Annotated in this window: 20 protein-coding genes; 12 read left to right on the top strand and 8 right to left on the bottom strand. The window is 61.9% G+C overall.

The genetic code is table 11. The annotated features are described in order from the left end of the window. Window positions 1–181: 181 nt before the first annotated feature. A complete protein-coding gene (locus LB558_RS13650; protein WP_224698011.1) occupies window positions 182–1,210 on the bottom strand; it encodes a LacI family DNA-binding transcriptional regulator in 1,029 nt (342 codons plus the stop codon). Window positions 1,211–1,390: 180 nt separating this feature from the next. After that, entirely contained in the window at window positions 1,391–2,620 is a 1,230-nt protein-coding gene (locus LB558_RS13655) for an MFS transporter (protein ID WP_224698012.1), read from the bottom strand. A 170-nt stretch (window positions 2,621–2,790) separates the two neighbouring features. Between LB558_RS13655 and LB558_RS13660 the strand changes: the two genes are divergently transcribed. Further along, on the top strand, window positions 2,791–3,078 hold the full coding sequence (locus LB558_RS13660) for a DUF3175 domain-containing protein (protein ID WP_224698013.1): 288 nt from the start codon (window positions 2,791–2,793) through the stop codon (window positions 3,076–3,078). Between the two features lie 17 nt (window positions 3,079–3,095). Here LB558_RS13660 and LB558_RS13665 read toward each other — a convergent pair whose 3' ends face one another. After that, window positions 3,096–3,872, bottom strand: coding sequence for a FadR/GntR family transcriptional regulator (locus LB558_RS13665; RefSeq protein ID WP_224698014.1), 777 nt, complete (start codon window positions 3,870–3,872; stop codon window positions 3,096–3,098). A gap of 102 nt (window positions 3,873–3,974) precedes the next feature. Continuing rightward, window positions 3,975–4,871 (bottom strand): NAD-dependent epimerase/dehydratase family protein, encoded by an 897-nt coding sequence (locus LB558_RS13670; protein ID WP_224698015.1) that lies wholly within the window; start codon window positions 4,869–4,871, stop codon window positions 3,975–3,977. Window positions 4,872–4,990: 119 nt separating this feature from the next. Here LB558_RS13670 and LB558_RS13675 point away from each other — a divergent pair, with 119 nt between their 5' ends. Further along, window positions 4,991–5,929, top strand: coding sequence for an NAD(P)-dependent oxidoreductase (locus LB558_RS13675; RefSeq protein WP_224698016.1), 939 nt, complete (start codon window positions 4,991–4,993; stop codon window positions 5,927–5,929). Between the two features lie 22 nt (window positions 5,930–5,951). Here LB558_RS13675 and LB558_RS13680 read toward each other — a convergent pair whose 3' ends face one another. Continuing rightward, window positions 5,952–6,734 (bottom strand): FadR/GntR family transcriptional regulator, encoded by a 783-nt coding sequence (locus tag LB558_RS13680; protein WP_224698017.1) that lies wholly within the window; start codon window positions 6,732–6,734, stop codon window positions 5,952–5,954. Between the two features lie 198 nt (window positions 6,735–6,932). Then, entirely contained in the window at window positions 6,933–7,922 is a 990-nt protein-coding gene (locus LB558_RS13685; protein ID WP_127396614.1) for a sugar-binding protein, read from the bottom strand. A gap of 466 nt (window positions 7,923–8,388) precedes the next feature. Between LB558_RS13685 and LB558_RS13690 the strand changes: the two genes are divergently transcribed. The 4 genes from LB558_RS13690 (at window position 8,389) to LB558_RS13705 (ending at window position 11,952) form a co-directional block, all read left to right on the top strand. After that, on the top strand, window positions 8,389–9,129 hold the full coding sequence (locus LB558_RS13690; protein ID WP_318011639.1) for an ATP-binding cassette domain-containing protein: 741 nt from the start codon (window positions 8,389–8,391) through the stop codon (window positions 9,127–9,129). Between the two features lie 41 nt (window positions 9,130–9,170). After that, window positions 9,171–10,169, top strand: a complete 999-nt coding sequence (locus tag LB558_RS13695) for an ABC transporter permease (RefSeq protein WP_224698018.1) — start codon at window positions 9,171–9,173, stop codon at window positions 10,167–10,169. An 11-nt stretch (window positions 10,170–10,180) separates the two neighbouring features. Continuing rightward, a complete protein-coding gene (locus tag LB558_RS13700) occupies window positions 10,181–10,948 on the top strand; it encodes an SDR family oxidoreductase (protein WP_224698019.1) in 768 nt (255 codons plus the stop codon). Between the two features lie 176 nt (window positions 10,949–11,124). Continuing rightward, complete coding sequence (locus LB558_RS13705; RefSeq protein ID WP_224698020.1) at window positions 11,125–11,952, top strand: AraC family transcriptional regulator; 828 nt, start codon at window positions 11,125–11,127, stop codon at window positions 11,950–11,952. A gap of 51 nt (window positions 11,953–12,003) precedes the next feature. Here the strand turns inward: LB558_RS13705 and LB558_RS13710 are convergent, their stop codons facing one another. Both LB558_RS13710 and LB558_RS13715 read right to left on the bottom strand, forming a co-directional pair. Further along, entirely contained in the window at window positions 12,004–13,179 is a 1,176-nt protein-coding gene (locus LB558_RS13710) for a YcaO-like family protein (protein WP_224698021.1), read from the bottom strand. 397 nt (window positions 13,180–13,576) lie between these two features. Continuing rightward, on the bottom strand, window positions 13,577–15,382 hold the full coding sequence (locus LB558_RS13715; RefSeq protein WP_224698022.1) for a BTAD domain-containing putative transcriptional regulator: 1,806 nt from the start codon (window positions 15,380–15,382) through the stop codon (window positions 13,577–13,579). A 1,038-nt stretch (window positions 15,383–16,420) separates the two neighbouring features. Here LB558_RS13715 and LB558_RS13720 point away from each other — a divergent pair. The 6 genes from LB558_RS13720 to LB558_RS13740 are packed head-to-tail and all read left to right on the top strand — an operon-like array spanning window position 16,421 to window position 21,488. Beyond that, a complete protein-coding gene (locus tag LB558_RS13720; protein ID WP_127295458.1) occupies window positions 16,421–16,864 on the top strand; it encodes an SRPBCC family protein in 444 nt (147 codons plus the stop codon). 13 nt (window positions 16,865–16,877) lie between these two features. Beyond that, entirely contained in the window at window positions 16,878–17,672 is a 795-nt protein-coding gene (locus LB558_RS13725) for an FAD binding domain-containing protein (protein ID WP_224698023.1), read from the top strand. Between the two features lie 58 nt (window positions 17,673–17,730). Continuing rightward, window positions 17,731–18,213, top strand: a complete 483-nt coding sequence (locus LB558_RS13730) for a (2Fe-2S)-binding protein (protein ID WP_127414048.1) — start codon at window positions 17,731–17,733, stop codon at window positions 18,211–18,213. An 11-nt stretch (window positions 18,214–18,224) separates the two neighbouring features. Then, on the top strand, window positions 18,225–19,592 hold the full coding sequence (locus LB558_RS32905; RefSeq protein ID WP_263495237.1) for a xanthine dehydrogenase family protein molybdopterin-binding subunit: 1,368 nt from the start codon (window positions 18,225–18,227) through the stop codon (window positions 19,590–19,592). 1 nt (window position 19,593) lies between these two features. Further along, window positions 19,594–20,598, top strand: a complete 1,005-nt coding sequence (locus LB558_RS32910) for a xanthine dehydrogenase family protein molybdopterin-binding subunit (protein ID WP_023756899.1) — start codon at window positions 19,594–19,596, stop codon at window positions 20,596–20,598. A gap of 8 nt (window positions 20,599–20,606) precedes the next feature. Next, window positions 20,607–21,488 carry an AAA family ATPase gene (locus tag LB558_RS13740; protein ID WP_224698024.1) on the top strand — a complete coding sequence of 294 codons (882 nt, stop codon included), beginning with the start codon at window positions 20,607–20,609 and terminating at the stop codon, window positions 21,486–21,488. The last annotated feature ends 271 nt before the right edge of the window (window positions 21,489–21,759 follow it).

Here is a 21,759-nt window from a genome sequence, read left to right on the forward strand (position 1 = left end):
TCCTCCCTTGTCGCCGCCAGCGGGGCGAAAACTATCATATTATCCATAATAAACAAGGATTAGTTGTCGCTTATGTATAATAAACAGGTACGACCTATCGTTCATGCACCTGCCTGGAGGAAATGGTAGCGCTACCAAATTGGCCTGTAAACCGGCATTCGCACAGTCGCCTCTGTGCGTTTCAACGCGCCGTGCTCTCGCGGCGCTTGAGCTCGAAACCGAGGTCGACGATCCGTTGCTCCGGTCTGTTGCCGGCAATCGCCGCCAGCGCCATGGCAACGGCACGCCGGCCGATCTCATAACGATGGGTGCGGATGCTGGTGACTGAAGGAAACGCCACCTGCATCATGTCGAGATCGTTGAAACCGACGATGCCGATCGTCTTCGGCACCGCGATCGAGGCGCGATGGCATTCGAACAAGACGCCGAGCGCGATATCGTCATTGTTGCAGAAGACGCCGTCGAGTGTCGGCACCTTGGCCAGCGCGTCGCGGAACATCTCGCGGCCAAGCGACACGCTGGACAGCACCGGCGTGGTGGTGACGAGGCGTGGGTCGAACAAGCCCGCGGCCTCCATCGCCGCGCGATAGCCGGCCAGGCGCCGCTGCGAACGCGGGTCCATGCGCGCGCCGATGAAGCCGATGCGGCGATAGCCGGCCTCGATCAGATGCTCGGTCGCCGCCCTGCCGCCATCGAGATGCGAGAAGCCGACCATCATGTCGACCGGATCGAGACCGGTTTCCATCACCTGCACCACCGGGCAGCCGGCGTTCTCCAGCAGTTTTCGCGAGGTCGGCGTCTGGTCGATGCCAGCGACGATCAGCGCGGCTGGCCGTTGCGAACCGAACACCTGCAGCAGCCGCTCTTCCTCGAGGCCGGAATAGTGGGTGTTGCCAAGCTGGATGCGGAACGGGCTGGCCGACAGGCTGTCATAGATGCCGCGCACCACCTCGGCGAAGACGTTGTTGGTAAGCGACGGCACCAGCACGCCGAACACTTCGGCGCGCGCCGAGGCCAGCGCCCGCGCATTCGGGTCCGGCACGTAACCGAGTTCGTCGACCGCGGCCTGGATCTGGCGGCGCAGCTCTTCGGACACACGCTCCGGCTCGCGCAGGGCGCGCGACACGGTGATGGCGCCGACACCGGCCTTGCGCGCGACATCTGCAATCGTCGGGCGGCCGCCACCCCGACGTGAGCGCGGCTTGATCACGGCCCCGCTCGCTCGGAAATACCGCCGGCAGGGCGCGGTCGCGATACGATCGTTATTGCTGTCGCCATCTCACCGGCCCTTTGCCGCCCCAACTTGCCTTCTGGCGTCGCGCGGCACCCGCCGGTTGTCAAGCCAAGGCACGTGCCGGGCTTACGTGCGTGTGAAGACCACCGACTTCCTTCAGGCCATCGCGGCGGTGCTGCGCCGTGCCCTCCAGAACAGCAGCCCGATCGCCAGAATGTTCAGTAGATTCCAGGCGATGCCGTTCAGGAAGGCAGCCGCATAGGAGCCGGTCAAATCATAGATCCAGCCCGACATCCAGCCGCCGATCGCCATGCCGAAAATTGTCGCCATCATGACGATGCCGATACGCTGCCCGGCCTCCTTGGCCGGCATGTAATCGCGCACGATGATCGCGTAGCAAGGCACGATGCCGCCTTGCGACAGGCCGAACACCAGCGACACCACATAAAGCGAGGCTAGCCCGTCGAACGGGATGTAGAACAGCAGCGACAGGCACTGCAGCACCGAGCCGATCATCAATGTCCACACGGCGCCGATGCGGTCGGCGAGGAAGCCGGACGCCAGCCGGCTGACGACGCCGCCCGCCATCATGATCGACAGCATGTCGGCGCCATGTGCGACGCCGTAGCCAAGGTCCATGCAATAGGCGACGATATGCACTTGCGGCATCGACATCGCCACGCAGCAGCCGAGCCCGGCGACGACCAGCAGCACCTGCAAGGCCGCCGGCGACAGCGAGATCGGCTGCACCGACCGGCTTCCGGGCGAACCCGCGACGGCCGCCGCCGGGGCACCGCGCCTCAGCATCAGCACCAGCGGCACCATTGTCACCAGGCAGAAGATGCCGATTGCCGCATAAGTGAAGCGCCAGCCCTCCGCCTTCATCATTGTTGGCATGATGGTCGGCCACAACGCCCCGGCGAGATAGTTGCCAGCCGCCGCCGCCGTGACCGCAACACCGCGACGGCGGTTGAACCAGTGCGAGATGTCGGCGATCAGCGGCCCGAAGATCACCGACGTGCCGACACCGATCAGCACTCCTTGGGCAAGCGTGAATTGCAGGATCGAGGTCGACAGCGCCGCGAGCAGCAGGCCGGCGGAAAGCGCAATCGAAGAGAGCAGCGCCGGGATCCAGTAACCCATCCGGTCGATGGCGCGGCCGACCAGCACGTTGCCGACGGCGAAACCGACCATGGTCGCAGTGTAAGGCATGGACGCCGCGGCGCGGTCGACGCCGAACTCGGCCTGCACGGCGGGCAGCACGACGACGACAGCCCACATGCCCACGGCGCCGATCGTCGCCAGCAGCATTGAGATGGCAAGCCGCATCCAGGCATAGGAGCTGTCGATGCCGGGGCCGGGCTGGATACTGTCGGTTCGGGTCAAGGCGTTTCCTGTCGGCGGTCTCGGAAAAACGGCTGCCGTTTGCGCCACTATCGGCGCATTCTCAGGCCGCAGCAGCGCCACAGCGGGCAAATCCGTGGCTCCAGAGCCAGGGCGGAACCGATGCCGATGTGCGGAGTTTCCCGGCAACCCACCCTGCAAGGAGTCCTGCGATGACCGCCACCAGGAAATGGTCGGCCGAGGTGACCGAGCACAGCAACGCGATGGATCTTGAGGATCACGTCTTCGAATCCGACGACGCCAGGAAGATCGCTGCCTCGCTGAAACGATCCGCCGAACACAGCCACAGGCGCAAGGCCGAGCCTTTTCAATCCGCCATGTCGATGCTGAATTTTTACATCAACCGCGCCGGCAAGAACTTGCCTGCCGCGCGCAAAAAAGTGCTTGAGGACGCCAAGGACGAACTGCGCAGCGCCTTCGGACGTGACAAGGACGATTAGCGCCGGCCGGTCAGGCCCTACCGGGCGCGGATGACGCCGTCTGTGTTGGCGAGCAGTTTGCGCACAGCATTGCGCGCCGCGTCAGGGCGCTGCAGGCGGATGTTCTTCTCGATCGCCTCGTGCAGCTTCTGCGCGTGGTTGAGATCGTCGATCTCCCGCGTCGTATAGGCAAAGAGATGATCGAAGGCGGATTCGATCAGTACGCCGAGCGGCACCAGCAGGTCGTTGCCCGAAGCCCGCAGGATGGCAAGATGGAAGCGCGTGTCGGCGCGGGTCCGCTCCTGCAGGCTCGTCGCCTCTCCCATCTCACGGCAGGCCAGGCTGATCCCGGCCATCTGCTCGTCGGTTCTTCGCATGGCTGCAAACGCGGTCGCTTCCGGCTCGATGATGTGGCGGAATTCCTGCACCGTCTTAAGGAACACTTCGCGATCCGGCGACGTCGCGTACCAGGCAAGCACATCGCGATCGAGCAGGTTCCAGCGTTCCTTCGGCTCGACCCAGCTGCCGATCTTGGGACGTGAGGCCAAAAGGCTCTTGGCCATCAGCATCTTGATGGCCTCGCGCACCGCCGAGCGGCTGACGCTGAAGGTCTCTGACCATTTCGCTTCATTGGGCAGGATGGTGCCGGGCGGATAGTCGCCGCGCACGATCCTGAGGCCGATTTCGCTGGCCAGCGAGGCGTGGACGCTGGAGCCTGGAATACGCGCGGCGTCCGCCCGGCGAACGCCGCCCGGACGGTCCCCCGAGGCCGCTTTCCCCAACGATTTTTCCTTGTTCGGCTTCGCGTCCCGCATGGGCTCCAGAAAGTCCGTATTAAGCAGGCTGTCAAGCGCGGCAAGCGGCTTGCACCGCAAAGCCGCCCGCTGTGCACAGATCAGCCTCGATTGCTTCGCGGATCAGTCCTGCTTAACGTATTTGCGCCAGCTATGCTCCGGGCGGAAGCCCAGTACGTCGCGCGCCTTGCGGTTCGACAGCAGCGTCTCGTATTCGCCGAGTTCGGCCTTGACCGGCACGCCGGGGTAGAACCGCTTCAAGAGTTCGGCAGTCGGCAGGTCGGATGATGTGTCGTCATTGGCCGCGTTGAACACCTGATAGCCGAGCCCGTCCTTCTCTACGGCGCGCAACGTGATCTGGCCAAGGTCGCGCGCGTCGACATAGCTCCAGGCGATGCGCTTGCGGAAGCCCGGATCGGCGAACCATTTCGGAAACAGCGAATATTCGTGCGGCTCGATGACATTGCCGATGCGCAGGGCATAGATGTCGGTGCCATTGCGCTGCGCAAATGCGCGCGCCGTCTTCTCGTTGACGACCTTGGACAAAGCATAGCTGTCCATCGGGTCGACATCATACTCCTCGTCGAGCGGGAAATATTTGGGATCGCGCGGCTCGTTGGCGAACACAAGTCCATAGGTCGTCTCGCTCGAGGCGATGATAACCTTGGGAATGCCGAGCTTCACCGCCGCCTCGATGATATTGTACGTGCCGAGCGCATTGATGCGGAACACCTCATTGTCGGTGGTGATCATGATGCGCGGGATGGCGGCGAAATGCACCACCGCATCGACCGGCTGCGGGCGCAGCGAGGGGTCGAATTCATGCAGGCCCATATAGCTCGACAGTGCGTTGAACACCTGCCCGCTGTCGGTGATGTCGGTGATCAGCGTGCGCACCTTGGGATTGTCGAGCGGCCTGGTGTCGATGTTGAGCACCTGGCAACCCTGCTCGACCAGATACTGGACGACATGGCGTCCGGCCTTGCCGCTGCCGCCGGTGAACATGATCCGCTTCGTCATTTTGCTCTCCACATCCTCAGGAATTTATGTGTATTGTCAGACAATATCGCCATCCGCAACCACCCACGCCTGCAAAACGGCAGCGCCTGACATCAATCATTGCAACAGGACTTGAAGACATGAACACGACTGCCGCGAGCGAAAAGATCGGCTTCATCGGGCTTGGGCTGATGGGCCACGGGATCGCCAAGAACATGGTCGACAAGGGCTACAGCCTGACTTTCCTCGGCCGCAAGAACCGCAAGCCGGCAGAAGACCTGCTTGGCCGCGGCGCCACGGAAGCATCGACCCCGCGTGATGTGGCGGCGGCATCGACAATCGTCTTCATCTGCGTCACCGGTTCGCGCGAGGTCGAAGCCATCATTCGCGGCCCGGGCGGCCTCAAGGAGGGTTTGAAGAAAGGTTCGGTCGTCGTCGACTGCTCGACCTCCGACCCGGTCTCGACCATTGCGCTTGCGGCTGAGCTCAATGCGCTCGGCATCGATTTTGTCGACGCACCGCTCAGCCGCACGCCGAAGGAAGCCTGGGAAGGCACGCTCGACGCCATGGTCGGCGCACCGGACGCCCTCTTTGCCAGGGTGAAACCGGTGATCGAAACCTGGGCCGGCCGCATCGTCCATATCGGCGACACCGGCGATGGCCATCGCATGAAGCTGCTCAACAATTTCATCTCGCTCGGCTACGCAGCGATCTATTCCGAGGCACTGGCGCTGGCTGAGAAGGTCGGCATCTCGCCGCCGCGCTTCGACAGCGTCATCCGCAATGGCCGCATGGATTGCGGTTTCTACCAGACCTTCATGCGCTGGACGCTGGAAGGTGACCGCGATGCGCACAAATTCACCATCGCCAATGCCTTCAAGGACCTGACCTATCTGGAATCGATGGCGGGTGCGGCCGGCATTGCCAACCCGCTCGGCAACGCTACCAAGAACTCCTTCGCCGGTGCCCATGCAACCGGCTCGGCCGAGCAATTCGTGCCGATGCTGGCGACGCATATCGCTGAGGTGAACGGTGTCGACCTGATGCCGATGAAGGATGGGAAGAAACAGACGATTTGAGATTGCCAAACGCAAGCGTGGATCACCGCCTCCAGCGCCCGATCCCTTCATCGGTATCCGCAAGCAGCTTGTGCACGGCGTTGCGCGCTGCGGCTGGGCGCTGCAGGCGGATGTTCTTTTCGATCGCCTCATGCAGCTTCTGAGCCTGGCGCTGATCGGCGACCTGTTGTGTCGTGAATGCGAAGAGATGGTCGAGCGCCGACTCGATCAGCACGCCGAGCGGCACCAGAAGATCGTTGCCGGAGGCGCGCAGAATGGCGAGATGAAAGCGTGTGTCGGCGCGGATACGCTCCTGCAGGCTCAAGGCCTCGCCCATCTCGCGGCAGGCCTGGCTGATTTCCGCCATTTGCTCGTCGCTGCGCCGCATGGCGGCAAAGGCCGATGCTTCCGGCTCGATGATATGACGAAACTCCTGCACGGTTCGCAGGAACGCCTCGCGGTCGGGCGCCGTCGCGTACCAGGCCAGCACGTCGCGGTCGAGCAGGTTCCAGCGCTCCTTCGGCTCGACCCAGCTGCCGATCTTGGGGCGTGAGGCCAACAGGCTCTTCGCCATCAGCATCTTGATGGCTTCGCGCACCGCCGAACGGCTGACATTGAAGATCTCTGCCCATTTGGACTCGTTGGGCAGGATGGTGCCAGGCGGATAGTCGCCACGCACGATCCGCAGGCCAATCTCGCCGGCCAGCGAGACATGGACGCTCGCTCCAGCAAAATGCGCGGCACCAGCCTTCCGCATGACAGCCGGGCCGTGGCTGGCTTGTGCCTTGGCCCGGTCGGCTCGCTTGCTTGATTTCTCGTCCGGCATCCACGTTCCAATGCGTCGACCGTCTGTCGTCCGGACTGGTCCGAACCGCACGGGCGCCGATTTCGTTGCCGAAAAATCCAGATCACGGGCGCTGCAAAGCCGGAGCCGGTTGCCCCAACCATTGCATCCGTTCGGGAATTATCGCTTCCGTTCAGGAATGACGGGGCACCCGCAACCGGGCGCCCCGAAATCGAGAACCTACTTCTGGATGCAGGTGTCGACCGTATCCTTGGTGCACTCGTCGAGGCCGGTGAACACCGGATCGGCGACCGCCTTGCCTTCGATCAGATCGATCATCACCGACGGTGCCTTGTAGCCCATTTCGAACGGCCGCTGACCGACCAGAGCCGTCACGAGGCCGTCACGAGCGATCGCCACTTCGTCGCCGATCGTGTCGGCGGCGCCGATGACGAAGTCGTTGCTGGCGATCCGGTCCTTGAGCGGCCCGAACAGGTCGCGATAGGGCTGCGGCGCGCCGAACAGCGGCCAGCCGCCCATGATGCCGAAGGCGTCCAGCTTGGGATTGGCGGCGAGGATGTCGGTCATCGCCTGCACGCCCTTGGCGCCATCGTCATTGGTGAACACCGGGCAGCCGGCGACTTCGGTCCAGCCACCTTCACCGGCAAGTGCGGCAAGGCCCTCCTTGCCCGACAGTGCGTCACGCATGCCTTGCGCACGGCGCAGGATGTTGTCAGCCGCAGGATTGCCCTCGATCGTGCAAATCGTGCCGCCATTCGGCTTGCCCTTCTTGATGTACTCGCCGATCTTCTTGCCCATCAGGTAATTGTCGGTACCGAGATAGGTCTTGCGAAGACCTGCGTCTTCCTTGCTGAGATCGGCATCGACCGTCATGATCGGGATCGTCGGATTGGCACTCTTGATCGTCTGCGCGATCAGCGGCGCGTTGGACGGCGAAATCGCCATCGCCACCGTGTCGGCCTTGCTCAGCATGTCCTGGACGATCTGCGCCTCGCCGGCTTCATCTGAAGTCGACGCCGGACCGGTGTAGAAGCATTCATACTCCGAGCTGGCGTTTTCCTTGTTCCATTTCTCGCAGCCCTGGTGGATGGCTTCGAAGAACGGATTGTCGAGACCTTTCACGACAATGACGAGCTGTTTCTTGGCCAAAGCCGGCCCGGCACCCAACGCCATGGCGGCGACGGCGGCGAGCAAAAGTGTCTTCCTCATGTCAGTCCTCCCTTGAAACAAACGGACACGGCGTGCCCGCCATACAGATCGACCGGATGCGTGATGACCGAGGGTCGTTTCGCGAGCGCTCGTATCGCCAGGACAGATCGATAAGCATTTCCAGATTCGGCTTCAGATCAGCTCACACACAGGTGGCGCCGGATCCTGGACCGTCAAACCTCCGCCGATTCCTGCCGGCGAACCGCCAGCGGGGATCGGCATAATCTCCTCCGACGCTTAGCTAATATCGGCTTGGCGCCAACGTCAATGCTATTTGTCCTACAAAACGGATTTTTAAAATAGTCCTGGCCCAATTCGTCCGACAATTGATTGACGTGCGCCGGCTTTTGCGTAAAAGAACGCTAACGCCGTCTTCGGGAGGAGCCGGGGAGAGCGAGGCCAAAGCAGCGCCGGCATCCACGCCGGGAACAGCGGCAGGTCGCAAATCACGGGGAGGCAAAGGCTGGTGGCGGTTCTCGAACTCACCAACATCTCAAGGCATTTCGGCGCCATCCAGGCTGTCAACGACGTTTCGCTGTCGATCGAGCCCGGACAGGTGGTCGGCCTCATGGGCGACAACGGCGCCGGCAAGTCGACGCTGGTCAAGATGATCGCCGGCAATTTCCGCCCCAGCCATGGCACCATGCACATGGACGGCAAGGAATTGATCCTGCACAAGCCGGCGGAAGCCCGCCAGCACGGCATCGAGATCGTCCACCAGGACCTTGCGCTCTGCAACAATCTGACCGCCGCCGCTAATGTCTATCTCGGCCGCGAACTGCGGCGCGGCGTTTGGCCGTTCCGCATCCTCGACTATGGCTCAATGTACAAGCGTGCCGGCCAGCTCTTCGCCGAATTGAAGTCCGAAACCCGTCCCCGCGACCTCGTCAAGCAGATGTCGGGTGGCCAGCGCCAGGCGGTGGCCATTGCCCGCACCATGCTGTCGCAGGCCAAGATCGTGCTGATGGACGAACCGACGGCGGCGATCTCGGTGCGCCAGGTCGCCGAAGTGCTGAACCTGATCCGCCATTTGCGCGATCAAGGCATCGCCGTCGTGCTGATCAGCCACCGCATGCCCGACGTCTTCACCGTCGCCGACCGCGTCATCGTCATGCGGCGCGGCCGCAAAGTCGCCGACAAGACGATTGCGTCGAGTTCGCCCGAGGAAGTCACCGGGCTGATCACCGGCGCCATCGAACAGGTTTGATTTCAACGAAATCCACCACGCACAGCAAATGAAGGTCGACGATGGCACTGACAATTGACCAGCCGATCGAGCACAAGCGGCAATCCCTGCCGGCAAGACTGTTTGCCAGCCAGACTTTCTGGGTGGTGATCTCCGTCATCCTTGCCTGCGTGTTCCTGTCGTTTGCCACCGACGCCTTCGCCACGTCGAAGAACCTCTACAACATCACCCGCAACATCACCTTCGTCGCCATCATCGCGCTTGGCATGACCTTCGTCATCATCACCGGCGGCATCGACCTGTCTGTCGGCTCGGTGCTGTGTCTGTCCTCGATGGTTCTGGCCGTCACAATGCATGCCGGCTATTCGATCGAGGTCGGTATCCTGGCCTCCATTGCCACCGCGCTCGCCATCGGCGCCTTCAACGGCATATTGATCGCCTATCTCGGCTTTCCACCGTTCGTGGTGACACTCGGCATGCTGTCGATCGCCCGAAGCCTCGCCATGGTCGCCTCCAACAACACCGTCGTCTTCCAGTTCGGGCCGGACCACGCCAAGCTTCTGGCACTGGGCGGCGGCGCCTGGGTGTTCGGCATCGCCAACCCGGTGCTCTACATGATCCTTCTGGCGCTGATCACCGGCTTCATCCTGCGCTGGACGAAGTTCGGCCGCCACATCTTCGCCATTGGCGGCAACGAGCACGCGGCGACGCTGACCGGCGTTCCGGTGCGCCAGATCAAGGTTGCCGTCTACATGATCTCGGCGCTGTCGGCGGGCATTGCCGGCATCATCCAGACCGGCTGGCTGGGTGCCGTCACCACCAATCTCGGCACCGGAATGGAACTGCAGGTGATCGCCGCCACCGTCATCGGCGGCGCCAATCTGGCCGGCGGCGTCGGCACCGCCTTCGGCGCCATCGTCGGCGCGGCCCTGATCGAGGTGATCCGCAACAGTCTCGGCCTGCTCGGCATCAATGCCTTCTGGCAAGGCGTCTTCATCGGCGGCGCCATCCTGCTGGCGGTGCTGTTCGACCGCATCCGCAACTTCCGCCGCAGCGACTAAGCCGACGGTTGATGGCCAACTCCCTGTTCAGCCTCGAGGGGCGGGTGGCGCTGGTAACTGGCTCCGGTCAAGGCATCGGTTTTGCCCTGGCGAAGGGCCTCGCCGGACACGGTGCAAGCGTGGTGCTGAACGGTCGCGACACCGCTAGGATCGGCGGTGCCGTCGAAAAGCTGCGCAATGCCGGCTTCAAGGCGCATGCCTCGGTATTCGACGTCACCGATTTTCAGGCGGTCAACGAGGACATTGCCCGCATCGAGGCCGAGATCGGCGCCATCGACATCCTCATCAACAATGCCGGCATACAATTCCGCGCCCCACTCGAGGACTTTCCCGAGGAGCAATGGGAGCGGCTGTTCAAGACCAATGTGTCGGGCGCCTTCCATGCCGGCAAGGCGGTCGCCCGCCACATGATCCCGCGCGGCAAGGGCAAGATCATCAACATCGGTTCGGTGCAGAGCGAACTGGCAAGGCCGAACATCGCGCCCTACACCGCAACCAAGGGCGCGATCCGCAACCTGACCCGGGGCATGTGCGCCGACTGGGCGAGATACGGCCTGCAGATCAATGCGATCGCGCCCGGCTATTTCCGCACCGAGATGAACCAGGCGCTGGTCGACAATCCGGAATTTTCCGGCTGGCTGGAAAAGCGCACGCCGGCCGGGCGCTGGGGCAATGTCGACGAGCTGATCGGCGCCGCCGTGTTCCTTGCCTCCGACGCCTCGTCCTTCGTCAACGGCCATACGCTGTATGTCGATGGCGGCATGACGGCTTCGGTTTGAGGCGGCAATTCTCCCACCGCTATTCGTTCCAGTGCCTATCGCTCAGTCTGAAAATCCGGCCGCACTGGCCGTCATTCGCCTTCGCCGCCCCCGCGCGTCTTGACGCGGCCCTGAACTCGGCCGCACAATCCTTGTTGCAGACGAAGGGAGGCCAGTCGTCTGCGGGAGGATATACCATGACGGAAGCGATCAGGCTCTACTGGGGCCGGTTCGGACATGTTTCTATCCTGAATGTCGCAAGCGACTTCGTCACCCATGCCCATGTCGAGGCCCATCTGATCATCTGGCTGGAAGGTACGGCCGGCGAAATGACCATCGGCCGCGAGACCGTGCGGCTTGGACCTGGAACGGCCGCCGGCATCAACTCCTTCCAGCCGCACAGCCATGTTCTGTCGCAAAACGGGACGCCCGGTCTGTTTCTGGCCTTCTACATCGATCCCGACTGGGCGCGGCGCCGCCGCGACCTGCCTTCGTCGGCGCCGCTGTTTTCACGAGCCGCGATCACGCTGGAACCGTGGCTGCATCAGGCCGCCGCCAATCTGCTCGACCACCTCAGCGACAATGAGAGCGTCGACGATATCGCCAACTACGAGATCGAGCGTTTCATCGATAGCGTGCTCGACGCAGCCGACGCCTCGGCACCGCAGGAGACCCGTGTCCGCATCAACACCATGCAGGATTTTCGTGTCCGCAAGGCAATCCAGCTGATGAAGGCCAATGTCTGCGAGCGCATCTGCTTCGACGACGTGGCGCGCAGCGTCGGCCTGTCGCGACCGCATTTCTTCGCTTTGTTCAAGGAACAGACCAATCTGACGCCCAATGTCTACTGGAACACGCTGCGCATGGAGGAAGCGGTGCGGCAGCTGCAATGGTCGCAGGAACCGCTGATCTCGGTAGCCTGCAATCTCGGCTTCACCACGCAGGGCAATTTCTCGCGCTTCTTCCGCGATCATGTCGGCGTGCCGCCGACGGTCTACCGCGAGGCCGCGCGGGCGATCGCCTGAACCAACCGCCCGCCGCCAAGCTTCAGCATCAGCCGATATTAATCCCTGGTTCTAGATTAGAATGACGTTACCATCAAAAGAGGTCTCGTCGAATGCCTCGCGCGTCCAGCCAAGAGTTTGAGGTACAGACTGAAGTCGCCCTCTTCGAAATCTAGGCCGCCATGACCGGAGGCACGGTGATAATGCACGAACAACTTTGAGTGTATCGTCCGGCAGATCAAGGTTCACAAATACTACTGGTACCCCTGTCTTTTTCGCAACTACCTCGCTCAGATCCTCAGCTGGCGAGTTGCTAGAAGGAATGGCAGTTGCATCGAGATCGGGCAAGAGGTGGGCCATGCGTGTAACCGATGCGGAGCGCGACCAAGACAAGAACCGTCCGGCTGGGCCTTCTGGCCTACCGGACTGCGAGGCCCTCTTCTCGGCGAGGATAAGCGACAGTTCGCTCTGCAACATCTCCAAGACGGCCGCCTGACTGGCTTGCCGGACCGACAGATGCGCTGCGAAACCATAAGCGATATTCGAGCCGTTCTGATCGGCCGAAATGGCGGCGATGACTGGCACGCCCAGGTCGTTCGTAATATCCAGGAGCCAGGTGCGTCGTTGCCGCCGCTCTAGCCAATGTCGGAGATCCGGATGGGTCGGTTCATCAAGCGTTCTGAGCGACACCGGAGGACGTCTTATGCGCCCGTACCACCAGATAGCGACTGCATCTCGTTCCACAAGTTCCAGCAACGCGGTGACCTGGGCAGTGGAGCGGTCAGTGCCGGCGGCAAGACCATTGCTATCTGTCGGTCCCTCACCGAGCACGACGTTGACGATTGGCACGAATACGTCTGGGCCAGCGCGATTTGGCTTCGCCAAGCACCAGTTGGTGCAGTTGGAGACACGTTCCGTGACGACCGACCATGCGCGCGGTGAGATCAATTCACCTGGATTGGGACCATCTCGGAGCTGAATGTCCGAAAACTGCCAAAAATGGTTGGGCGCGATGGAGCTTCCTGGCAGATCGATTGCACGCGCCTCAATAATCTGGAGAGCGTCGATTTGAGAAGCAGCCGTACGCTCCGCCATTTCGCCGAGACAAGATGCCAGCGCATTCTCGCGTGTCAGACCCCGTCCCGAGCCGAGTATCTCGGCTTTGCCAGCGCGCTCCCGTGCAGCGACGATGAACTCCGCAGGAGCATCGGTATGGGTCAGATGAAGTAAATCAAAATTTCCGTTCACCGGGTCAGACGCCCTCTTTGTGTCGACAGCCTTATGTGTTAGGGTCCCCTAATTACTCTGAGCCATTCATTCTGGACTTACGGAAGCTTGAAAGCTTACCAGGAGGTATGAGATGCGGCTTCGGACCATTCCTACCGTGAAGAGAAGAAGTGAGGACGACGGCGGCTCGCTCACTTTTGCAACAGACCCAGAGGCGTGTCTAAACGTAGGAAAATTGATATATAAAGCGGCCACTGATCAAGTTGAATTTCAGAATTTTGTCACGGATCCAATAGCGGCCTTGAAGGATACCGGTATAGACCCGTCGCAATTGGCTCAACTGCAGATCAAGGTAGTTCGTGACGATTTGTCTACGGTACACATCGTGATACCGGTGGTAAATGAGCACAAAGGCAATCTAGATATTTATCTTCAGGAGTTGGGTTTCGTGACGATTATGGGGTGTAGGTAGCAGTCTCGGAAGCGGGCATCCGGTGATCTCTGAAATGAGGTTGGCCAAGCAAGTCAGAAACTCCTCGCGCCTGTGCCGATCAGACACGAGAGTGATTTGATCCAACCACTGCATCGCTGCGACCGGGCTAAAGCATCCGCCTTCCCAACGAGTTTCAACTATTTTCAGGAATGCAATCGCGGATGCATGAGCTTCGGCGTGGCGAGCACTCTTGGTCAGCGCGAACGCATTCCATGCCAGCGGCTCGGCCAGTCCGAATGACCAGAGGGCTGAGCCATGATCGAGGGCTCGTTCATAAGCTCCGGCCATGGCAAATGCTTGAAGTCCGAAGAAGTGGAAAAAGTCTGGCGTCGCAGGGTGAAGGTGAAACGCCCTCTCTGCATACGTAACAGCCGCATTGCCGTCACCATAGCAGGCGAGCCCCTCGGAAGCGGATATCAGAACGGCGGGGTCATAGGGGTCAAGCTCGACGGCGCGCCTGAATTCCTTTTCTCCCTGCGTGTAGAGTCCCATACGGTAATAAGCCCATCCTAGAACGCCACGGTTCCTGGCGTCCCACGGATCGATCGCCACTGCATTCTTGGCCAATGCGAGTGCTCCGCTGAACGAAAATGAGGTGACTTCGCTGCTAGGGTTTGCCATTGGCTGACAAAGTTGAATGGAAGCGAGCGCTGCGATAGGACGAGAAAATCCAGGATCCAAGGCGGCGGCTCGATGCAACATAGAGACAGCGCCGGCAAGATCATGCGAACGAAAGCTTTCGGTTAATCGGTCGGCGTCCAACCATATGCTGTAAGCGTCATCTAACGTCTTTCCGGCTTGTCGATGGTCGGTTGCGATTGCGTATTCAACGTGACTGACAATCCGATCCAGATCTGCCAGCGACGCTGCAACAATGCCGAGGTTTTCATTGTCCATCCGCTCCGATAGCAGATGCATCCGATCGATGTTCCTGCTCAGCCTGAAGGAAGCCTGCAGTCGCCTTTCGTCTACCCACATATTCATCGTGAGCGCGTAAGTCGCATCGAGGCGTTCCCCGGGCTGCGTTGGGAGCAACAATGCAAGACTGTGCGATCGTCCCAATGCACCCACCAGCTCTTCAAACAGGAAACCGGCGAGCCCGTTGGTTAGTTCCGGCGGCCCTACTGGTGGCCTGGCAACCAACACGACGGAAGGCAGCCGCCGGCAGGTCAATGACCCGCCTGATGCTTGTCGGTTCGCGGCTTCGCGCTGAGGACTCTGCGCGGCTTCGGCGAGCCGCCGTAGAGCCAATGGAGGTTCGGAATCAAGATCACGTCTAAATGCCTCGCGGCATGCCTCATAGCGTCGAAGTGCTGCGGATGTATTGCCTTTGTCTAGCGCCCAACCAATCAAAGCCGAGTGAGCAGCCTCGTTTGTTGGCTCAATTCGAATGAGATAATCCGCCAGTTTGTGAAGGTCCGGCTCGCATCCTGTTCGAACAGCGACCGCAAGAGCCACACCAGCAGAACGCACGAAAATTTCAGTTATGTGCATCCGCTCAATGCTCAACCAAGCGTCGAATTCGGGGGCAGGAGAAAGCAGGCCTTCCAAGAGTCCACCATCCCAATGGTCCGCCGCAAAGAGGATTGCTTCGGGGTTCCCTTGGGCCAACATCTGTTCGACTATCCGCACATCGACGCGGAGTTCCCCCAGATCGATTCCAATCGTGTCTCTTGTGGCTCGAAGGAGCTGTTTGGCTCTTTCTCCGAAGGTGCGTCTGAGGTCGGCCAAGGTTTGGCGAAGCGAGTCGCGCGCTTGTTCGTCACCTCTGCCACTCCATAGGAATCCGCAGATTTTCTCTCGCGTAGCTTGCCCATCGCGCTGAAGCGCTAGAAAAGCGAGTAAGCAGACAGACCTTCGGGATTTTGGAGTCAGGTCGCGCCCGTCGCAATCGTGCAAGGCAACTCTGCCCAGCAACTTTAGGTACGGCCGCGTGTCTGGTTCAGCTGCTCCGACCATAGGTCACGACGCCTCACATCGTGTAATTTAGATCACTATCACGTATCACGTCTTGGGTCTTTAGTCCTTTTCCAGCAGCCACCGCCCGCGAAATGATTTTCCGGTTTCGAGTTTTCACGATCACGGCTTCATTTTTTCACGGAAGGCACCGGACCCGCCCGTAACCTCCATGCAGTTTCTCAATCACGAGAGACTAACAAAAGGAGGATGATATGTTGTACTTTGCTTCCAACCAGACGACTCGCACCACTCGTACGGTTTTGCTTCTAGTGTTCGGCCTTCTGGCGAATTCAATCGTGAGCGAAGCTGCCTACTCGAATACCGCCCCCTTCGTCGTTCACAGTCTACGTGCCGACAATGGCGACTTCGATACTTGGGGTGACTCAGCGCTTCGAGATTCATTCGTCGCTAAAGGCATGGTGGACCCTTTCCACGTCGGGACCATCGGGAACACCAGCGCCGAGCCGACGTCCAAGTGTCTCGGGGTGAGCCCACGAATGTATGACCCTGTCGGCACCAACTGCCGAAACTGAGGGCCCGAAAAGGGGCGGCCTAAAGCACCGCCCCTTTTCTAGCCAGGTGGATGCGCAGCGAGAGGCAGCTTGGCGCAAAACAGACCCAGCATCCCACAATTGCTGCTGGCAACGGCGCAATCAAAGGCTTCATGCATCTTGAAGTGTGGCAAAGAAGGAAATCCGGAGGTCGACCCTTTTTCAGACTCCTTGATAGGCGCTCAAGACGCATTGATAAGCGCCGCTGAAATGGCCGCCCTACCCTTGCACCGGATCGCTTTTGCAAGGGAACATTTGAATGGCCAAAGTCACCATTTCCAGCGTCATCGACGCGCCGGTCGAAAAGGTTTGGGCGCGCATACGCGACTTCAACGGGCTGCCGGGCTGGCATCCGCGCATGGTGGAAAGCCACATTGAAGACGGCAAGGATGCCACCACGATTGGCTGCGTGCGCAATTTCCAGCTCGCCAGCGGCCCCCGCCTGCGCGAAAAGCTGCTCGACTTTTCCGACCAGAATTTCCTGGTCAGCTATTCCATCCTGGAGACGCCGCAGCCGCTGACCAACCACAAGGCGACCCTGCAGCTGCGGCGCGTCACCGATGGCGACCGCACCTACGCCGAATGGACCGCCAGCTTCGACGCCGCGCCCGAGGAGGCAGACAAGCTGGCCGAGGGCATGGGCGCCAATGTCTTTCAGGGCGGCTTCAACGCCCTGAAAAGCCATTTCGCCGGCCAGAGCTGACAGGAGCCAAACCATGGCGCTGGCACTGCAGACTTTTGCGACGGTGAAAGACGCGAACGCGGCCCTGAAAACCCAGGGCACACGCTACCTCGGTGGCGGCACGCTGGTCGTCCGCGCGGCCAATGAAGGCGACGTCTCGGTTTCCGGCCTTATCAGGTCGACCGAGCCGTCCCTGTCCACCATCGCCGTTGCCGGCGATAAAGTCCGCATCGGCGCTTCGGTGACCATGGCGGCGATCGCCGGCCATCCGGAGCTTGGCACGCTCGCCAAGGCCGCCCGCGCCGTCGGTGGTCCGGCCATCCGCAACATGGCGACCGTCGGCGGCAATCTTTTTGCCCCGGCCCCCTATGGCGATTTCGCCGTTGCCCTGTTGGCGCTCGATGCGACGGTCAGCACCGATGGCGGCGAAACACCGATCGAGACTTTCCTGGCCAATCGGGACGGCAGCCGCGCCGTCGTCACTTCCGTGAGCTTCACGCTTCCGAAGGCCGACAGTTTCCGCTTCCTGAAAGTGTCGAGGGTCAAGCCCAAGGGCGTCTCTGTGCTCAGCATAGCCGGTGCTCTGGAACTGTCGTCGGATGGCATCGTGACCTCGGCGCGGATCGCGCTCGGCTGCATGGCGGATCGGCCAATGCGCGCCAGGGCGGCAGAAAAAGCGCTGATCGGCCGAACGCTGACCGCTGACGGCATCGCGCCCGCCTTGGCCGCGGCCGGCGATGGCACCGCGCCCATTACCGACCCGATCGCCAGCACCTGGTATCGCGCCGAAGTCCTGCCGGTTCATCTCGGCCGGCTGCTGCTCGCATAATTTCGTTCGGGGGCGCGCGTCTGTCCGCTGGTTCGGGCAGGCGCGCTGGGAGGAAAACATGGCAAAGGTTCCGGTTCAATTCACGCTCAACGGCTCGGAAAAGGCCGAATTCATCGACAGCGGCACGACGTTGCTGCACGCCTTGCGCGACAAGATCGGCGACACCTCGCCGAAAGGCGGCTGCCATCAAGGCACCTGCGGCGCCTGTTCGGTCATCATAGACGGCGAACTCAGGCTCTCCTGCCTGACGCTTGCCGAAACCTGCAATGGCGCCGTCATCAGCACCACGTCAGGGCTTTCCGAGGCTGGCGTCTTGCATCCGCTGCAGCGCGCCTTCCTCGACACCTTCGCCACGCAATGCGGCTTCTGCACGCCGGGCATGATCATGGCGGCCAAGGTGCTGCTCGACCACACGCCCAACCCCAGCCGCGACGAGGTGGTCGAGGCGCTGTCGGGCAACATCTGCCGCTGCACCGGTTACGAGCCGATCATCCAGGCGGTGCTGACCGCCGCGCGGTCCAACTCTCAGAACGCGGCTTGAGGTTACAAAACATGGAACTGCGCAAGAGCTACTTCGCCGATGTCCGCAAGGATGATCTGCACGAGATCGGCCAGCCCCGGCCGCGCTCGGATTCACCCGGCCATGTCACCGGCAAGACCGCCTTTTTCGCCGACCGCAATTTCCCCGGCATGCTGCATCTGAAGATGGTGCGCAGCCCGCATCACCATGCCCGCATCCGCTCGATCGACACCTCCGAGGCGGAAAAGCATCCGGGCGTGGTGAAGATTCTGACCGCCAAGGACGTGCCGCACAATGTCTACACCATCCTGATCCTGATCCAGGTCGGGCCGGAGGACGAAACCGTGCTGGCCGACGGCAAGGTGCGCTGGAAGGGCGAGGCCGTGGTGGCGGTGCTGGCCGAAACCGAGCGCGCGGCGCAAGAGGCGGCCGCCAAGGTCAAGGTCGACTATGAATTGCTGCCGGCCGTGTTCGACATGGAGGAGGCGCTGAAGCCCGGCGCGCCGCTGGTCAACGAATATCACGGCCAGAATTACTACCTGTACGACAGCGGCGAGTGCCGCAAGGTGCGCTTCGGCGATGTCGAGGCGGGCTTCGCCGGCGCCGACCACATCTTGGAGGAGAGCTACCAGTCCTCGCCGATCGAACACGCGCCCACGGAGACCACCGGCTGTGTGGTGGCGCCCGAAGGCAATGACCGCTTCACCTGCTACACCAACACGCAGGCGATGTTCTTCACGCTCGACAACACCTCGATCATCCTGCAGATGCCGGGCAGCAAATTGCATTTCGTCGGCGGCACCGTCGGCGGCGGTTTTGGCGGCAAGGTCGACGTCATCGTCGAGCCGATCGCCATCCTCGGCGCAAAATTAACAGGACGACCAGTCTGTTTTATCTACAGCCGCGAGGAGGAGATGCAGATCTCGTCGCCGCGAGCGGCCGAAAAGGTCGTCATCAAGGACGGCGTCATGAAAGATGGCCGCATCGTCGCGCGCAAGGTCACCGGCTACACCGACGCCGGCGCCTATTCGCGCCACTCGCCGTACGGCGCCCAGAAAGGCGCCGGGCACTATCCCGGCCCTTACACCATACCGAACGTCTGGATTGACACCTATTGCGTCTACACAAACCGCACGCCCTCGTCGGCCATGCGCGGTTTCGGCGTCACCATCGGCGACTTCGCGCTGGAGGTGCAGATGGACAAGCTGGCGCGCTTGATCGGCATGGATCCGCTCGAATTCCGCTTCATCAACGCCTATCGCGACGGCGATATGAAAGCGCACCGCCAGCCGACCGAGGGTGCGGCGCTGATCGAATGCATGCAGGAAGCTTCGCGCGCCGCCAACTGGCCGGTGGCGGAAAAGTACATGGCGATGTCCTCCTACGCGAAGGGAGCTTGAGATGGCGATCAGGCGTGGACGCGGCGTTGCCGCGATCAATTATCCCACAGGCATGAACCTCGGCGGCGACCCGACGCAGGCGCTGGTGCATTCGACGCCGACAGGCAATTTCATGGTGACGCTGTCATCGGTCGATCTCGGCCAAGGCATGAAGCAGATCATGGCGCAGATCTGCGCCGAGACGATCGGCGTGCCGACCGACCGCGTCGTCGTCGACACCGCCGACACCGACACCGGCCCGCACTGCATGGGCACCTTTGCCTCTCGCGGCACGCACCGCGCCGGCAACGCCGTCATCCAGGCGGCCAGGGAAGCGCGCCAGGTGATGCTGGAAGTGGCGGCCGAGGAGTTGGAGGTCAACGCCTCCGACCTCGAGACCGACGGCCAGGGCAACATCCTGGTCAAGGGCGCGCCGCAAAAATCGATCTCGATCTTCGATGTCGCCCTATCGGCGCATTTCAAGCGCGGCCGCTCGATCTCGGGCCGCGGCATGTTCCTGATCCCGCGCTCCTATCCGGAGAAGGAGACCGGCGCGATGAAGCCGTCGACCTGTTACGCGCATGCCTGCACCGTGGCCGAAGTCGAAGTCGACGACGAGACCGGCGAGGTCACCGTGTTGACGGTCAAGAACGTCTTCGAGATCGGCCGCGCACTAAACCCGAAAATGGTCGAGCAGCAGCTGGTCGGCGGCTCGTGGATGGGCATCAGCCACGCGCTCTACGAGACGACCGAGCCTTACTATCCCAACCGCGACCATGGCGGCACCGACTTCAACCAGTATCTGATGCCGGGCCCCGGCGATCTCGCCGAGACCGAAATCATTGTGCTGGAGCGGCCATCGGCGGACGGACCATACGGCGCCAAGGGGCCGGGCGAAATGTGCGCCAACCCGCAAATCCCCGCGGTCGCCAATGCCGTCTTCGACGCTGTCGGCGTCCGCATCGACACCCTGCCGATCACGCCGGAGCGCATCCTGCGCGCGCTGAAGGCGCAGGCGGCGAATTGAGGGCTGGCATGACAGAGACAGGCGCCGAGACTGTCGCGACGTCGCCGGAGGCGGTGGCGCAGCACCTTGCCACCTCGCGCTATCTGGCGGATGAAAGCCTTTCGACCGCCATCTTCCTGGCGATCAGGCTCGGCAAGCCGCTGCTGCTCGAAGGCGCACCGGGCGTCGGCAAGACCGAGGCGGCCAAGGCGATCGCGGAACTGCTTGGCCGCGATCTGGTGCGGCTGCAATGCTATGAAGGCATCGACGCCGCGCATGCGCTCTACGAATGGAATTACCAGCGCCAGCTGCTCGCCATCCGCCATGCCGGCGAGCACGAGATCGACATCTACGACGACCGTTTCCTGATCGCCCGACCACTGCTGCAGGTGCTGAAGGCGCCTGAACAGCGCGTGCTTTTAGTCGACGAGATCGACCGTTCCGATCATGAATTCGAAGCGCTGTTGCTGGAATTCCTCTCCGATTTCCAGATCAGCATTCCCGAGCGCGGCACCATCCGCGCCACGGCACAGCCGATCGTCATCCTGACCTCGAACCGCACCCGCGAACTTGCCGAGGCACTGCGCCGCCGCTGCGTCTATCACTGGATCGGCTATCCCGATGCGGAACGCGAGGCCGCCATCATCATGCTGCGCGCCGGCAATGTGGCTGAGGCAACGGCACGCGCGGTGGCGGCAGCCGTGCAGACCATCCGCGCCCGCCCGCTGGCCAAGCCGCCCGGCATTGCCGAGGCGGTCGAATGGGCCAACGCCGCCACCATTCTGGAGAAAGGCGGCAGTCCGTGGCCGGAAGCCTTCCGCCGCGCCATCGGCGTGCTGATCAAGGATGAGGAGGACCTCTCCTACATCGCGCCGGAGCTTGGCCGAATTGTCGAGGAGGCGCTGGCGTGACGAGTGACGTCCGGAATCCGTTCTCCCCGTTTATTCCGCAACGCTGGCGGGACAGCACCCCCCTCTGTCCTGCCGGACATCTCCCCCTCAAGGGGGGAGATCAGCTGTCATTTCGGCTTTCGCCAATTTCCAGCGTCGCAGAACCGAGCGAAGCGCCGAAGCTGCCAATCTCCCCCCTTGAGGGGGAGATGTCCGGCAGGACAGAGGGGGGCGCCTCGCAATGATGCGGGAAACAGGCTTGCCCCACGCCGCAGCGCCCTTGCTCGGCTTC

The organism is Mesorhizobium sp. CO1-1-8 (assembly GCF_020164875.1).
GTDB lineage: Bacteria > Pseudomonadota > Alphaproteobacteria > Rhizobiales > Rhizobiaceae > Mesorhizobium.